Annotated in this window: 14 protein-coding genes; 11 read left to right on the plus strand and 3 right to left on the minus strand. The window is 34.7% G+C overall.

All coding sequences use genetic code 11. From position 1 onward, the window contains the following. The 10 genes from Q4Q55_RS06885 to Q4Q55_RS06930 all read left to right on the plus strand — a co-directional run. Window positions 1–2,536 (plus strand): DUF11 domain-containing protein (locus Q4Q55_RS06885; RefSeq protein ID WP_303372088.1); only part of this gene is annotated, 2,536 nt, incomplete at its 5' end. A gap of 274 nt (window positions 2,537–2,810) precedes the next feature. After that, a complete protein-coding gene (gene ilvD / locus Q4Q55_RS06890) occupies window positions 2,811–4,460 on the plus strand; it encodes a dihydroxy-acid dehydratase (protein WP_303372089.1) in 1,650 nt (549 codons plus the stop codon). A gap of 5 nt (window positions 4,461–4,465) precedes the next feature. Continuing rightward, window positions 4,466–5,743 carry a histidinol dehydrogenase gene (gene hisD / locus Q4Q55_RS06895; protein ID WP_303372090.1) on the plus strand — a complete coding sequence of 426 codons (1,278 nt, stop codon included), beginning with the start codon at window positions 4,466–4,468 and terminating at the stop codon, window positions 5,741–5,743. Between the two features lie 664 nt (window positions 5,744–6,407). Then, window positions 6,408–7,727 carry an aspartate--tRNA(Asn) ligase gene (gene aspS / locus Q4Q55_RS06900; protein WP_303372091.1) on the plus strand — a complete coding sequence of 440 codons (1,320 nt, stop codon included), beginning with the start codon at window positions 6,408–6,410 and terminating at the stop codon, window positions 7,725–7,727. A 20-nt stretch (window positions 7,728–7,747) separates the two neighbouring features. Beyond that, window positions 7,748–8,947: an aminoacetone oxidase family FAD-binding enzyme gene (locus Q4Q55_RS06905; protein WP_303372092.1), complete on the plus strand. Its 1,200-nt coding sequence runs from the start codon at window positions 7,748–7,750 to the stop codon at window positions 8,945–8,947. 82 nt (window positions 8,948–9,029) lie between these two features. Continuing rightward, entirely contained in the window at window positions 9,030–9,659 is a 630-nt protein-coding gene (locus Q4Q55_RS06910) for a cobalt-precorrin-8 methylmutase (protein WP_303372093.1), read from the plus strand. 10 nt (window positions 9,660–9,669) lie between these two features. Further along, window positions 9,670–10,941, plus strand: a complete 1,272-nt coding sequence (gene hemL, locus Q4Q55_RS06915; protein WP_303372094.1) for a glutamate-1-semialdehyde 2,1-aminomutase — start codon at window positions 9,670–9,672, stop codon at window positions 10,939–10,941. A gap of 9 nt (window positions 10,942–10,950) precedes the next feature. Further along, complete coding sequence (locus tag Q4Q55_RS06920; RefSeq protein ID WP_303372095.1) at window positions 10,951–11,373, plus strand: signal peptidase I; 423 nt, start codon at window positions 10,951–10,953, stop codon at window positions 11,371–11,373. An 18-nt stretch (window positions 11,374–11,391) separates the two neighbouring features. After that, the gene (gene argS, locus Q4Q55_RS06925; RefSeq protein ID WP_303372096.1) at window positions 11,392–13,092 is read left to right on the plus strand and encodes an arginine--tRNA ligase; all 1,701 of its coding nucleotides are present in this window, start codon (window positions 11,392–11,394) and stop codon (window positions 13,090–13,092) included. 296 nt (window positions 13,093–13,388) lie between these two features. After that, window positions 13,389–13,850 carry an LPXTG cell wall anchor domain-containing protein gene (locus Q4Q55_RS06930; protein WP_303372097.1) on the plus strand — a complete coding sequence of 154 codons (462 nt, stop codon included), beginning with the start codon at window positions 13,389–13,391 and terminating at the stop codon, window positions 13,848–13,850. A gap of 101 nt (window positions 13,851–13,951) precedes the next feature. On the opposite strand, the gene Q4Q55_RS06935 is transcribed toward Q4Q55_RS06930, so the two are convergent. Genes Q4Q55_RS06935 through Q4Q55_RS06945 form a run of 3 tightly spaced genes read right to left on the minus strand, consistent with a single transcriptional unit; the run spans window position 13,952 to window position 16,255 of the window. After that, a complete protein-coding gene (locus tag Q4Q55_RS06935) occupies window positions 13,952–14,485 on the minus strand; it encodes a nitroreductase (RefSeq protein ID WP_303372098.1) in 534 nt (177 codons plus the stop codon). Then, complete coding sequence (locus Q4Q55_RS06940; RefSeq protein WP_303372099.1) at window positions 14,482–14,895, minus strand: MarR family winged helix-turn-helix transcriptional regulator; 414 nt, start codon at window positions 14,893–14,895, stop codon at window positions 14,482–14,484. The genes Q4Q55_RS06935 and Q4Q55_RS06940 overlap by 4 nt, the downstream gene beginning before the upstream one ends. Further along, window positions 14,888–16,255, minus strand: a complete 1,368-nt coding sequence (locus tag Q4Q55_RS06945) for an MATE family efflux transporter (RefSeq protein ID WP_303372100.1) — start codon at window positions 16,253–16,255, stop codon at window positions 14,888–14,890. The genes Q4Q55_RS06940 and Q4Q55_RS06945 overlap by 8 nt, the downstream gene beginning before the upstream one ends. 217 nt (window positions 16,256–16,472) lie before the next feature. Between Q4Q55_RS06945 and Q4Q55_RS06950 the strand changes: the two genes are divergently transcribed. Next, window positions 16,473–17,198 (plus strand): hypothetical protein (locus tag Q4Q55_RS06950; RefSeq protein ID WP_303372101.1); only part of this gene is annotated, 726 nt, incomplete at its 3' end.

Here is a 17,198-nt window from a genome sequence, read left to right on the forward strand (position 1 = left end):
AAACGTGAAAGTAACTGATAAATTGCCTGACGGCCTGATATTTGCAGGTTCAAACGGTGCTTATAATCCGGTTACTGGTGAATGGACAGTAGGTGATTTGGCAAATGGCAAATCTGCAAGTTTAATCATAACTACAATTGTAAACATTACAAATAAAAACATTACAAATGTAGCTAACGTGACTTCAGATACTCCTGATTCAAACAAAACCAATAATCAAGCAAATAACACTACTGATGTTTCACCTGAAGCTGATCTGGCAGTAATTAAAACAGTAAGCAATTCAACTCCTGCAAAAGGAGATGTAATTATCTGGACGATTACTGTTACAAACAACGGTCTTGATGCAGCGGTAAATGTAACAATATTTGATGAAATTCCTGAAGGTCTTTTAGTAATTGAAAACGGAAAAGTACTCACTTCAAGAAATATAACAGTTTTCATTCCTGAAATAGAGGCATATCAAACTACTTCATTCGACTTCGAAACTTTAGTCAATGTTACAAACAAAAACATTACAAACATTGTAGTCGTTAACTCAACTACTTACGACCCTAATGAAACTAATAATGAAGACAATGAAACAGTTGACGTTCCTGCTGAAGCTGATTTGGGAGTTGTAAAACTTGTATCCAACACAACTGCTCACAAAGGTAACATTATCGCCTGGACTGTTATTGTAACCAATCATGGTCCTGATGCAGCAGAAAACGTTTATGTAAATGATATCTTACCTAAAGACTTAATTTACAAAGCTCACACAACTACTAAAGGATTATTCGATTCAAACAAATTAACCTGGTTTATTGCAAGCTTGGCTAATGGCGAATCTCAAACATTGACAATTAGCACTGAAATAAATGCTACTAATAAAACAATTATTAATGTTGTTAATGTAACTTCAGACACTCCGGATTCAAATAAAACCAACAATGTTGCTAACAACACTACTACTGTTCCTCCTGAAGCGGACATTGGTGTAGTCAAAGAGGTTAATGCAACAGAATGTATGAAAGACCAATTTGTTGAATGGACTATTACAATGACCAACCATGGTCCTGACGGTGCTAGTGATGTTGTTGTAAAAGATAACTTGCCTGATTCATTAATCTTTGTAAGCTCAGATGGTGATTATGACCCTGAAACCGGTATCTGGACAATCGATTACTTGGCAAATGGTGAAACCCGTGTTTTACACATTATAACAAAAGTCAACACTACCGGAATGGTAATAGTAAACAATGTTACTGTAACCAGCGGCGTATATGATCCTGATATGAGCAATAACAAGGCTAATAACTCCACTGAAGTAAAATCAATTGCTGATTTGGAAATTATTAAAGTTGTATCCAACAGTAATCCTCACAAGGGAGATGTAATTTATTGGACAATTAAAGTAACAAACAACGGTCCTGACACAGCTAAAGATGTAACCGTAACAGATAAATTACCTAACGGATTAGTATTTATTAGATCTAATGGTAATTATGATGCAGATACTGGTATCTGGACTATTGGAGATTTAGCTAATGGTAAAACAGCTACTTTAGTAATCCGCACTTTGGTTGATTTCACTAATGGTAATGTTATTAATGTTGCTGTTGTAAACTCAAGCACTGTTGATAACAATACAGAAAACAACAAAGACAATGATACAACTGCTGTTGACCCTGAAGCTGACATCAGTGTAATTAAAACAGTATCTAATCCTAATCCTTCTAAAGGAGATATAATTACATGGACTATTGTTGTAACCAACTTCGGTCCGGATGTTGCTGAAAATGTATATGTTGAAGAGTTCATCCCTGAAGGATTGAGATTGATTTCTGCAAGAGGAAGCAAAGGTGCCTTCTTAAATGAAATCTGGACAATCGGAGATTTAAACAATGGAGACACTGCTACTTTAACTTTAACTACTAGAGTATTGGTTTCAAGCGGTACAATTAAAAATACTGTCATTGCACACACATCTACCTATGACCCTGATAAAACAAATAATAAGGATAATGAGGTAATCAAAGTCAAAAAGGCATCTGCTTCCGCAGATTTAGAATTGACTAAAGTTGCAAACAGAGATAAAGTTAGAGTAGGTGACATTATCATTTGGACTATTACTGTAACAAATCATGGTCCGGATAAAGCTAGCGGTGTTTATGTACAGGATATTCTTGATGCCGGTGATGTTGAATTTATTTCAGCAAAATATAGTGTTGGAAAATTCAATGAAAAAACTGGAATGTGGGATATCGGTGATTTGGAAAATGGTGAAAGTGTAACTTTAATTGTTATATTCAGAGCATTGTCTGAAGGTGAAGTCATTAACTATGCAGAAGTTGTGAGTGAAACTCCAGATCCAAACCTTGATAACAATCACGACAGTTCTACTGTTCAAGTTGTAAAAGATGTACCGGACCATAACACTCCGAACACTCCAAAAACTTCAACTCCAACTATGCATGCAGCAGGTAATCCGATAGTAATGGTTCTTTTAGCTTTACTGGCTATTGCAGGTGTAAGTTTAAGAAGAAAATATTAATTGGGAAATTTATTTTCCCATACTTTTTTATTTTTTACAAAAATTTTTAACCATCATTTAATTGAATATTCCTATTGAAATTTTACATTAACATTAAAAACAATGATTTTATTAAATCCTTCTTTTCAATAAATTGATTCATCATTATATCTTTTCTAAATTCAATTGACTAATCTACATAATATTAATTATATCTCTAATTTTCACTTGATTCAAATATTTTAAAAGTTATGAAAGATATAAATATTTATGATTAAATTAAATGTGTGATTAAATGAAAAGTGATAGTGTTAAAAAAGGAATTCAAAGGGCTCCGCACAGGTCTCTTCTAAGAGCATGTGGACTTGATGATGAAGATTTTAAAAAGCCATTTATTGGAATAGCAAACAGTTTTACAGATATTGTTCCAGGTCATATTCACTTAAAAGAACTTGTTGAATTTGTAAAAGAGGGAATTATTGCAGCTGGAGGCATTCCATTTGAATTTGATACTATGGCGGTTTGTGATGGAATCAGTATGAACCATGAGGGCATGAAATACTCACTTCCTTCAAGGGAAATCATTGCCGCAACCGTTGAAAGTATGACAAAAGGTCATGCATTCGATGGACTTGTTTTAATTCCAAGTTGTGATAAGGTGGTTCCAGGAATGATTATGGGTGCAGCACGTGTAAATGTACCAAGTATTGTTGTTACTGGCGGTCCAATGAAATCTGGGCAGTACAATGGTAAACCTGCTGATTTGATCACTGTTTTTGAAGCTGTTGGCGCATATTCTGCTGGAAAAATGACTGAAGATGAAGTAATTGAACTTGAAAAATGTGCCTGTCCCGGTGCCGGAAGTTGCTCCGGTCTGTTTACTGCAAATACAATGGCTTGCATAACTGAAACATTTGGTTTGTCACTTCCAACCTGTGCAACTACTCACGCAAGAACTGAAGAAAACAATCAAATTGCATTTGAATCTGGAAAGCAAATCATTAAACTTGTTGAAGAAGATATCAGACCTTCAGATATTTTAACACAGGAATCTTTCAACAATGCAATTGCAGTTGACATGGCATTAGGAGGATCATCTAACACTGCTCTTCATATTCCTGCTATTGCAAGTGAAGTTGAAGGGGTGGATGTGGATTTAGAATTGTTCGATGAAATTTCTAGAAATGTTCCTCATATTGCATTAATTTCTCCCGCCGGTGAAGATTCCATGATGGATTTACACTTGGCTGGTGGTATTCAGGCAGTATTGAAAACTCTTGGAGATAAAATTGATACCAATCAATTAACTGTAACTGGAAAAACTATTGCAGAGAATTTAGAAACTGTTGAGAATAAAAATGTTAATGTTATTCATACGCTTGATAATCCAGTACATGAAGATGGTGGAATTGCAATATTGAAAGGTAATCTTGCTCCAAATGGTAGTGTAGTTAAAAAAGGAGCTGTTGCAGATAATTTAATGCATCTTAAAGGACCTGCAAAAGTATATAACAGTGAAGAAGATGTTACAAAAGCAATTTTCGACCATGAAATTGAAGAAGGAGATATTGTTGTAATCAGGTATGAAGGACCGAAAGGTGGCCCTGGAATGCGTGAAATGTTAAATCCAACTTCAGCTCTTGCTGGAATGAATATTAAAGATGTTGGATTAATAACTGATGGACGTTTCTCTGGCGGAACTAGAGGGCCTTGCATTGGACATGTATCTCCAGAAGCAAGAGAAAACGGTCCTATTGCCGCTATCCAAAATGGGGATATAATTGAAATTGACATTAACAATAGATTAATTAATGTGGAATTGTCTGATGAAGAAATCGAAAAAAGATTAATGGAAGTTAAACACCCTGAAAGCGATGTTACAGGATGGTTGGCAATATATCAAAAATTAGTCCACTCTGCTGATACTGGGGCTATAATGAGGTAGTTATAATGGAAATACTTAACTATTCTGATATAGATTTATCTGAAACTATTAAAAGATCAGAAGAAGACGTAAACAATGTATTAGACATCGTATCTGATATTTTAAACAATGTTAAAGTTAATAAGGATAATGCTATTAGGGAATATACAGAAAAATTTGATGGTGTTACAATAGAAAATTTGAAAGTATCCAAAGATGAAATTGAAGAGGCTTATGATACTTTGGATGATGAATTACTTGTCGCACTTAAACAGGCGGCATCAAACATAGAAAAATTTCACAAAAAGCAAATTCCATCTGAGTGGGAAATGGAAGTAAATCCTGGAATTGTTGCCGGTCAAATTGTAAGGCCTATCAACTCTGCAGGATGTTACATACCAGGTGGTAGGGCAGCCTATCCTTCATCAATATTAATGACTGTAATACCTGCAAAAATTGCTGGAGTTGAAAAGGTAGTCTGTGTTACTCCTCCTCAAAAGGATGCTAAAATTTTAGATGCTATTTTGGTAGCAGCAGATATTGCGGGGGCTGATGAAATTTACAAGGTTGGTGGAGCTCAGGCAATTGCAGCACTTGCATATGGAACAGAATCCATACCTCGTGTGGAAAAGATTGTAGGTCCTGGAAATATATTCGTGACTGCAGCAAAGAAATTGGTATATGGTCAAGTAGATATAGAGTTTCCGGCAGGACCTTCAGAAGTGTTAATATTGGCTGATTCTTCTGCAAATCCAGAATTTTTGGCAACTGATATATTAGCACAAGCAGAACATGACCCTAATGCATCCTGTTTTTTAGTAACTGATGATGAAGATTTAGCTATTAAAACTGATGAATTTGTAAAAGAAATGACCGAAGTTGCTCCAAGGCGTGAGATTATTGAAGAGTCATTATCAAAAAGTGGAAAAATCATTATCACTGACACTTTTAAAGAAGCTATTCATGTTACTAATGAATATGCTCCTGAACATTTAATCATATCCACAAAGGACGATGACGAAACATTATCACACATTAACAACGCAGGTTCCATATTTTTAGGTGCATATTCGCCTGTTGCAGCCGGTGATTATGGGTCAGGAACTAATCATGTTTTGCCTACCGGCGGAGGGGCAAAGATGTATTCCGGTCTTTCAACTGAAGCGTTTATTAAAAAACCAACAGTTCAAAGAATTACTAAAGATGGTTTAAAGGAATTGTCAAAGACTTCTGTTCCTATTGCTGAATATGAAGGATTTTTTGCTCATGCAAATTCATTTAAAACTAGATTAAAAGATGATTAGGTTGTCTAATTATTCTTTAGACAACACTTTTTTTCATATTATTTTTTTAATTTAAATATAAATTTACAATTTCACTTTAATTTTGTAAAATAAAATTCTAACAGCTTTAAATATTATTAATCTGATAGATAGATGTTAATAGATAAATTAATAACTTAATTGCCTAATTGGAAATGAAGTTATGTTTTGTTTTCTCTTTTGTAGAAGGGGGTTAGTCATTGTGCAACGTATTGATTGCACTTGATATTGTCTTGATAACTCTTGATGTTATTGTAATCTTGAAACACTTCAGTAATTGATAGTGTTATCTAGTATGGTGGTTGAATTTTGTAAGGTTGGGTCGTGATTTTTCAAGGTTCGCTCGCTGGAAGTTTTGCGTAATTTTTCCCAACCTTATTTAAATTCAAGCTGTAATTGTTCTTATTTTTAAAAAATACCTAATTTTAGCTAGTTTAGTAAACTTTATATATTATGCAAATCTAAATTATATTCAGAATGTGATTTAATCATATTCTATACTTTCTTTACAAAAGAAAAAAATTAGGTAATAAATAGTTGTCTAATGAGCGTGGTTTATGGGTTTTGCCTATAAACTTAGACAACACTTTTTTTAAAGTTTTAATTATATAATTAAATTATTTTTACAGACCTCGAGGTGAATAATTTGCAAGGTTTATTAAAAGATTGGAGAAGAACAAACTATGCTAAAGAATGCACTCCTGAAATTGCAGGTAGTGACATTACCATCATGGGTTGGGTACATGAAATCCGTGACTTCGGTGGAATCATGTTCGTCATCATTCGTGATGTAACAGGCAGAGTTCAAGTAACAGCTCCAAGTAAAAAAGTAGGCGAAGAAATATTAGAAGAATTAAGAGAATTCAGAAAAGAATCTGTTGTAGCTATTAAAGGTACAGTTCAGGAAGCTCCAAAAGCACCAAACGGTGTTGAAATTTTACCAAAAGAAATTAAAGTATTAAACTTGGCTAACCAACCTTTACCAATGGATCCAACAGAAAAAGTAAAAGCTGGAATCGATACCAGGCTAGATTCAAGATTTTTAGATATCAGAAAAGAAAACGTTTCTGCAATATTCAAAATCAAAGGTCAGATGTTCCATACTATCAGAGATTTCTTCTATGATAATGGATTTTATGAAATTAACACTCCTAAACTTGTAGCATCAGCTACAGAAGGAGGAACAGAATTATTCCCAATTACTTACTTTGAAAAAGAAGCATTCCTAGGTCAATCCCCTCAATTATACAAACAGATGATGATGGGAGCCGGAATGGATAAAGTATTTGAAATAGGTCAAATTTTCAGAGCAGAAGAGCACGACACTTTAAGACACTTGAACGAAGCTGTTTCTATCGATGCGGAAGCATCATTTGCTGATGATGAAGATGTAATGAAAATCTTAAATGACATGCTCATCAATGTTATAAAAGACATCAACGAAAACTGCGCTGATGAATTGGACATTTTAGGTCATGAATTGGAAGTTCCTAAAGGAGATTTCCCTGTTGTTACTTATGATGAAGCAGTAGATATTGTAAACTCTAAAGATGTGACCATGGAATGGGGAGAAGACTTGTCCCGTGAAGCTGAAAAAGCATTAGGTGATACTATGGGAGGATTCTACTTCTTAACTAGGTGGCCGTCTGAAATCAAACCGTTTTATGTAATGCCGGTTGAAGGAGAAGAGCAATACTCTCATGCATTTGATTTAATGTACAATAATTTGGAGTTATCTTCCGGTGCTACTCGTGTTCACCAATATGATTTACTCGTAAAACAAATTGAAGAAAGAGGATTAAACCCTGCTGGATTTGGAAGCTATCTTAAAGCATTCGAATATGGTATGCCTCCTCATGCAGGTTGGGGTGTAGGTGCCGACAGGTTAACTATGGTTCTTACCGGTGCTGAAAACATCCGTGAATGTGTACTCTTCCCAAGAGACAGACACAGATTAACTCCTTAAATTTTCTTTTTTTGATTAAAATGAAAGAATATGATATAGCTGTTATTGGCGGAGGTCCTGCTGGGATGATGGCCGCAATGGCTGCCAGTAAGACTTCTAAAGTCATATTACTTGAAAAAAATCCATCTTTAGGACGTAAATTATTGCTTACTGGTGGAGGAAGATGTAATATCACTAATAATAAGCCAGTAAAAAAGCTATTGAATTCTTTTGACAATAAAAATTTTTTAAAACACTCTTTTTATACTCTCAGCAATGAAAAACTGCTTTCATTTTTTCAAGATAATGGCTTAAACTTTATTGAAGAGGATGACAATAGAATTTTTCCAGAAACTGAAAAGTCAGGTGACGTGTTAGAAGTTATAAGTGATAACCTCAAAGATGTTGTAATAAGTTACAATTATGAGGTCACGTCAATCACTGATAATTTTGTTATCAATGGTGAAATTAAGGCCGATAAGGTAATAGTTGCCACAGGAGGCATAACTTATCCGCACACAGGATGCAGTCCGAAAAATTACTTTTTAACCTCCCAGCCAATAACGGACATTAAATATGGTCTGGTTCCATTGATTACCAAAAAAGACTTGTCAGACATTGCTGGTGTTACCCTTTATGATGTTGTTATAAGTTATAAGAAGGTCAAAGTTAAAGGTAATGTTTTGATTTCTCACGTTGGTCTAACCGGTCCCGGAATTATAAACATCAGTAATGAAATTTCAAAAAGTATAAGTTATAACTTATTAGATGAAAATCCTGATGTAAATGTTGAAATTGCAATAGATCTATGCTCTGGTCTTACTCGGGAAGATTTAAAAGAAAAATTTTCACTCGATTTTCAACATAAGGGAAAGACAATGATTAAAAACTACTTGAAGCTATTTTTAACAAACAAGTTCATCGATTTCTTTTTGGATGAGATAGGTTTGGATGGTGAAACTCAACTTTCAAGAATTAATAAGAAAAGTAAAAACGCGTTGATTGAAAATTTAAAACGATTTACTTTTGAAATAAATGGGTTTAATGAGAATTTAGCAAAGGTGACCATTGGCGGAATTGATTTATCAAACGTCAATCCGAAAACCATTGAATCAACTTTAATTCCTAATTTGTATTTTGCAGGTGAGATTTTAGATTTGCATGGCCCAACAGGCGGTTATAACTTAAAAATTGCTTTTTCTACAGGTTATCTTGCGGGTTTGTCTGCCGGCAAAAAATAATTTTGGAAAATTTGTATTTAGAATTAATTTCTTTAAGTATATAACAAAATATTTAACATATATTTTAACTAATAGTTATAATATGACAGACAAAATGTTCATGGGTGCTTCAACTAAACAAGGTTTGGATATCGCTACAAAAAGTAGGGAAATTATCCGTGGCCTTATTGGAGATGACATAAAAGATTTAAATCCTGCTGAAAGGGACATTGTGGAAAGGATTGTTCACTCAACTGCTGATCCTGAGTATGCAAAACTGGTACATATGAGTTCAGATTTTGTGGATGCAGCTATGGCTTCTTTAAGAAATAATGAAACCATTTTAACTGATATTAATATGGTTAAATATGGAATCACACAATATTCTGGAGAAGTGGAGTGTTATATTAAAAATGAAGAAGTTAAAAAAATAGCTAAAGACCATCAAATTACAAGGGCTGCGGCTGCCATGCGCTATGCCGCTATGAATGATTTTGAAGGTATTGTTGTTTCAGGTAATGCTCCAACAGCTGTTTTTGAAGCTATGGATTTATATCAAAAAGGTGAAATGAATCTTAAAGCCATAGTTGGAGTTCCTGTTGGTTTTGTAGGGGCCGCTGATTCAAAGGAAGCTTTAAAAAATTCAAATATTCCAAATATTGTGGTTGAAGGCCCTAAAGGCGGTACACCAATTGCTGTTGCTTGTGTAAATTCATTAATACAACATTTATAAGGTGAAAAAAATGTATTCTGAAGAATTGTTCAATGAATCTAAAAATTATTTTCCGGGAGGAGTAAACTCTCCTGTACGTGCGTTCAAGCCTTATCCCTTTTTTGTTGAAAGAGCAGGAGGTTCAAAAATTGTAGATGTGGACAATAATTCCTATATCGATTATTGTTTAGCATATGGACCATTAATTTTAGGTCATGCAGACCCTAAAGTTGTAAGGGAAGTGTCTGCTCAATTAGCCATTGGAAGTGCATATGGCGCTCCAACTGAAAATGAGATTAAACTTGCAAAAGAAGTTGTTGATAGGATTCCTTCCGCTGAAATGGTTAGATTTGCAAACAGTGGAACTGAAGCCACAATGAGTGCAATACGTGTAGCCCGTGGTTTTACCGGAAGAGATAAAATAATCAAATTTGAAGGAGCTTATCACGGTGCTCATGATTATGTATTGGTTAAAGGCGGTTCCGGTGCAGCATGTTTACCTGATTCTGCAGGCATACCGGTTGATACCACTAAAAATACTTTGTCTGTTCCATTCAATGATGAAGAAGCATTAACAGAGTTAATAGAAAAAGAAGGAGAAAATATTGCATGTCTCATAATGGAAGTTGTTATGGGTAATGTAGGTTGCATTGAACCAAAACCTGGATTTTTGGAGTTTGTAAGAAAAATCACAGAGGAAAATGGAATTGTTCTTATCTTCGATGAGGTTATAACAGGTTTTAGAGCTTCCCGCGGTGGAGCTCAGGAATACTATGGCGTAACTCCGGATTTGACAACACTTGGTAAAATTGTAGGTGGAGGACTTCCTATGGGTGCTTTTTGTGGAAAAAGAGAAATCATGGAATTGATTGCACCTAACGGCCCTGTTTATCAGGCAGGTACTTTTTCAGGAAATCCGATTTCAGTTCAAGCTGGAATTTCTACCCTGACTCAGCTGGATGATGCTTTTTATAAAGATTTAGAAAATAAAGGTAATTTCTTAAGAAGTGGTGTAGCATCAATTATTGATGAAGAGCAATATAATATTCAGCCTGTAGGACTTGCTTCAATGTTTCAGATTTATTTCAATCCTGCAGAAGTTTACAATTATAGTGATGCTAAAGCCAGTGATGCTGACAGATTTTTAAGATACTTCAGGGCACTGTTAAAAGAAGGAGTTTTTATACCTCCTAGTCAGTTTGAATGTAATTTTATTTCAAAAGCACATAGTATGGAAGACATTCAAAAAACTGTTGAAGCTATTGAAGTTGCTCTTGAAGTTGCTTTTAAGAAAAATAAATAAGGTGTTTTTGTGACAGATTGGAAAGAAATTGCATCATATGCAGTAATTCTAATAATAGTTCTAATTGCTGCACAACATTTGAATGTTGTTGTTTCAGGCAGTATGGAACCTGCATTCTATAGAGGAGATATCGTATTGGTTGAAAAGGCAGATTTCTTTGGAATTCATGAATTTGATGTTAAAGATATCCAAAAAGGAGATGTTGTTGTTTATGATGCAAAATGGTTTAATCAGCCAGTAATTCATAGAGTGATTGATATTGTATCCATTAATGGAACTACGATGTATATGATTAAGGGGGATAATAATAAGTCTCCGGATCCGTATTATGTTTCACCAGACCAGATTCAGTCAAAAGTTGTAACTATTGGTGATAATTTAGTTGTAATTCCAAAAATAGGTTATCTTTCCCTTTGGTTAAGGGGTTTATAATGATTATAAGGTGAGTTAATGTATTTTGAGATTGAAAAACAGGCGATTGATGCTATCAATAAAGCATTGGATCAGTATGATGTAGAAGTAGATAGAAATTTTAAGTTGGAATTTCCACCTAATCCTAATTTAGGTGACTTGGCAAGTACTATTGCTTTTTCACTAACTAAAAAATTAAGAACTTCTCCTCCGGAAGTTGCAGCAGATTTGGTTGAAAAAATCGAAGTTCCAGAAATCTTTTCTAAAGTTCAGAATTTTGGTCCTTATGTTAATTTTTTCATTGATTATTCCAAATTTTCAAAACTTCTATTGGAAAAAGTTGATGAGAATTACGGTCAGCTACCTGAATATGGTGAAAAAATAGTTTTGGAACATACTTCAGCAAATCCTAACGGACCGTTACACATTGGGCACATTAGAAACTCAATTTTTGGAGATTCACTTTCAAGATTACTGAAATTGGCTGGAAGGGATGTAATAACCCAATATTATGTAAATGATATGGGAAGACAAATAGCTATTATTGTTTGCGGCATTACTGAATGCGGTTTAAATATTGACGATTATGAAGGAGACAAAATTGACCACAAAATCGGAAAATTATACTTTGATGCAAACAAGGCTGTTGAAGAGGATGAGGCATTAAATGCAAAAGTCGATGAATTAATCCAAAAATACGAAGAAGGTTCAGACGAGGAGTTAAATAAAGTCTTTGAAGATGTTGTTTCTAAATGCATCAGTGGAATGAAAGAATCCCTTTTAAGAATGAATATCAAACATGATGATTTTGTATGGGAAGGTCAGTTTGTAAGAAACGGGGAAGTTGATGATTTGGTAAATTATATTCAAAGGGAAGGATTTACCCGAGAAGATGATGTGTTATATATTGACTTAACAGATTTTAATATAGAAAAAGAGTTTGTTCTCAGAAGATCCAACGGCACTTCACTTTACTCCACTCGTGATTTGGCTTATCATAAATATAAAGCCACTTTAGGCGATACTGTACTTGACATTTTAGGGTCAGACCATAAATTGGCTGCAAAACAAATTAAAGTAATTTTTGAAGAGATATTCAGACAAACTGCACCTGAAGTAATATTTTATGAATTCATTACACTTCCTGAAGGGTCAATGTCAACAAGAAAAGGAAAATTCGTATCTGTTGATGAATTGATTGATGAGGCGGTTTTAAGAGCACATGATGAAATCAAATCAAGAAACCCTGATTTAAGTGATGAAGAAATTGCACCTATGGCAGAAGAAATTGGTATTGGAGCTATAAGATTCTTTATTGCTAAATTATCTCCTGAAAAACACCTGACATTCAAATGGGATGAAGCATTAAGCTTTGAAAGGGGTTGCGCTTCAATTCAATATGCACATGCAAGGGCATGCAAACTGCTTGCAAAGTCAGGCAAGGACATCGCTTCATTAAGCGTCAGTGATGATTGGGTTCCTGATGAAGCGGAACAAGATTTAATCAGACAAATTGCTAAATTCCCGCAAGTCGTTGAAGACTGTGCCAACAAGAAGAGAGTTCATAACATTACACAGTACTGTCAGGACCTTGCCGGTTCATTCAACAAGTTCTACAAAACAGAACAGGTAATCGGCTCTGATGTTGAAGATACCAGACTTATTTTAGTTGACAGGGCTAAAACAACAATTAAAAATGCTTTGGATATTTTAGGTGTTAGCGCACCTGAAAAAATGTAGATGAGTATTTTTGACTCATCTTTTTTTATTCTTTTTTTATATGAATTTATTTAAAAACCTTTTAAATTCAATATTTCTTTTTTAAATTTCTTATTTTTTTATAATTCTTTTTATTTATTCATTTTTTATTATTTTAGGATGCAAGTGAGCACTTACATTCGAAAAACTTTATATCTATCCTTATTCATATACTTACTTGTGCAAAGGAGTGTTAATCAAAAAATTAACGCTTGTACATTTTAAATTAACAAATATCATAAAAAAATAATAATTAAAAATAGACCTTTGGTGATACAATGGAACTCAAAAATAAATTATTCGCAATACTTGCAGTTTTCTGCGTAATATTATCCGCATGCGCTGTCAGCGCATCCGATGATGTTTTAGGTCAGGGTAGCGGCGACTACCTGGATGGAAGTGAAGATGGACACAACGGTACAATTGTTCCTCCGGACAACACTCACGATGAAGCACAACATGCAGCTGGTGCTGATCCTTACTTAGACGGAAGTGAAGATGGACACAACGGCACAATGGTCCCTCCTGATGCAAACCACGATGAAGCAGCAATGAACACAACCGCTTACGCTGCTGGTGGAGACATTAACGCAACCGGAAATGCAACTGCAGATGCTGCAGGTGAAAACGTTAATGCAACTGCACAACACACCATGCCTGCAACCGGTAACCCAATTTTACTCCTATTAGGTGTATGTGCCGTTCTAGGTGGTGCATGCGTAGTTAGAAAAAGGAAATAAATTAGTATTTCCTCTCATTATCCCTTTTTTTCCATAATTTTTAAAAGCATGATTTCTTTTCATGCTTTTTTTCCTCGTTTTTTAACAGTTTTTGGGCAATCTTAATCCACAAAGTGGATGTAATCTTCTTTTCTAGGCAATGGCTTTGGAGCTTCCATGTCGGGATAGCCTAAAACAACATGACCTACTCCCTCATATCTTTCAGGAATTCCCCATTCCTTTAAAAGTTCCTTACCTTTTTGGGATGAAAATTCATCACGCGCCCTGTGAATCCAACAGCTTCCAACACCGACTGCATGAGCAGCATTAACTAAAACCGTCAATACACTGGCTCCATCCTCAATCCATGTTGGCATCTCGCTGTCTGCCAAGACGATTAGTAGTGTTTTTGCACCATAAAAAGGATCTAAATCTTCTGGAACTTCAACAGGGAAAAAGCTTCTGTTCCATGCTGACAATTCCTTGATTTTCTCTTCGTCTTGAATAACAACAATTTTTGGAGATTGTGCGCCTCTTCCGGTTGGTGCATATGTTCCAGTCTCTAAAATTATTTTCAAATCATCGTCTGAGATTTGTTCGTCTTTGAATTTGCGTATGCTTCTTCTTGTTTTCAAATCGTGTATTGTCTGGTTCATATCAATTCCTCTGAGATTTTTCTTAATGTACCTTTTAAATTATCGTATTCGTTTATACCAATTAAATCTTTGATTTTTTCATCCCACTCTTCATCATAATCCATTACTTTTTTGGCTGTTTTTGCTCCTTTTTCAGTGACTTCAACTCTTTTTGTTCTTTTATCTTGAATTCTAGTAATAAATCCTTTTTCTTCGAGTTTTTTCAGGTTTCTTGTTATTGTACTTTCATTTAAATGGAAAATTTGAGCCAATTGTTCCTGAATGATTCCCTCAGTCTGATATATCTTTATCAGCAATGGGTAAAGTCCGAAGCTTAAACCTTCATCCTTTACCTTTTCGTTTAGGTACTTTGCATGTTCCCTGTAAATTATGGAGATGAAAGGAACTGTTGGAATGTTTTCATCAAACATGCTCACTACCTCTAATCAATTTATTGATGTACAGCTCGATACATGCATAACATATCAATGAGCCTATTCCACCGCCTAAAAGCATTCCGCAGTATATTCCGAATTCTCCCATATTGAATGTGAATCCTAAAAGATATGCAAAGATCAATACCAGTATGAATTCCCTGAAGGTTGTTAGGATAAAGGAGATTGTTCCCTTACCGACGCCCTGAAATACGTTACCGGCACTTGCTCCAAATGGAACATACAGTATGAATAAGCACATCAACTGCAGGAAGCTGGCTATTAGTGGCGCCAATTGAGCGCTGTTTTCGGAATATGAAAATATGAACGCTATCTGATTTGCGAAAACGTTCAAGATAATGCATACTATTATTGAAGCTATCAATGCTACTTTAACGGCATATCTGGCGGTCACCCTTAAGTTTTCATATTTTCTTGCTCCATAGGCCACTCCCGCAACTGATATTGCTGCAGTTCCAATGCCGATTGCCGGAAGCATTCCGATATTTACTATTCTCCATCCTGCGGTATAAACCGCCACTGCCACCGGTCCTGACACGAGTGTAAGCATGTAATTTACAAATATTGTTAAGACAGACAAGACCAGTTGTTCCAGACTTGCCGGAATACCAACAACCAGAATGTCCTTATACATTTTTAAATCGTTATGGAAGTCCTTGAAGTTATAAGAAAGGTATGTGTCCTTTTTAACGAATATCCAATAAAACATTAAAAGTAAACTTATAAATGGTCCCAATGCGGTTGCCCATGCGGCTCCTTTAATTCCCATTCCAAATGTATAGATGAATATGGGATCCAAAATCATGTTGATTATTGCGGCCAGAGCTATTGGTATGGTTGCTCTTTTAATGTCTCCTTCTGCTCTGAATGCCCCTCCTACAATCGGTGGCATCAATATAGCAAATGTCCAGACGAATATTATGAATCCATAGTCCGTTGCATAATTTATGACACTGCTTGCTCCCATCATGATGAGAAGTGGTTTCATGAATGTTAAAAATATTATTGAAACGACAATTGAGAATATCAAGCTTAATATTAAGTTGTGTATTGCCGCATTGTTTGCCGATGGTTTGTCTTCTGCTCCGATATAACGTGATATGAGTGAATTGCCACCGGCTCCCAGTCCATTTCCGAATCCTACCAGAATCATGAACAGCGGTGTAATGTATCCGAGTGCAGCCAATGGTTCTGCACCAAGTCCAGATACCCAAATACTGTCAATAATGTTATTTATGAATATCAAAAACATACTGGCTATAATTGGTAGGGATAATTTGTTTATAGCTTTTTTAGGGTCTCCTGTAATCATTTCTACATTTGAATTTTTCTCCATAATTTACCTCTCTTGCATATGCAACTATACTCTTGTATATACAAGTGTTAATATTTAAAGTTATTGATATATTTTTAAAAAATTGTAATAAGTCTTTAATATTGCATTAACCATCAAAAATTGCTTTAATTTATAACTAAACGATTTATATACTTTTAAAATCCAATATATTCTTGCGTATACCGGTATGCCATATATAAAAAAATATGGTGGAAAAATGTTTATTAAAAATAGATATGACAAACTACAAAAATTGTCATTAATATCTTTTGCACAAGAAATTCTATTTGCAATGGGAGACACTCGCAAAATTAAAAGGTTTCATCCTACTGAATTGATAATTCCCACATTTCAAAGCAAATTCATGGATGGTGTTTTGGAACTCGATGATGGAACATTAGTTAATATTGAATTTCAAACAGGGGATTTGGATGAGGAGTTTCTCTTGAGATGCGCTCAATATGCAGTAAATTTGAGGGTAGTCAGCGGTCGATATGTCGAAACAAAAATTATCTCGACAGGTTCGAGAGTCCAATCGGAAAAGGTTGCATTAATCTCGGAGGAATTTAAATTCAAACCAGAATTATTTTTCTATTCAGAATATAATGGTTTAGAAAAATTAATTAACATTAAAAATAAAATTGAAAATAAAGAGAGATTATCAGCAAGTGACCATTATGATTTAATTTTCATCCCATTAATGGGAAATGTTGATAAGGTTAAAATGGCATTTGAAGTCTTTGACATTGTTAATAATAATGAAATTTTCAATAATGACGAACAAACACGTATTAAACAATGTCAGTATGTTGTAGCGGATATAATTGCAGATGGAGATATTGGATTATTTAAAAAATTTATGGGTAGGGTTTTTATGTCAGATTTGCTTTTTGAGTATTTGAAAGAACGTGAAGAGGAATTATTTGAGTCTATTAGGAAAGAA

This window comes from Methanobrevibacter sp. (genome assembly GCF_030539555.1).
In the GTDB taxonomy this organism is placed as follows: domain Archaea; phylum Methanobacteriota; class Methanobacteria; order Methanobacteriales; family Methanobacteriaceae; genus Methanocatella.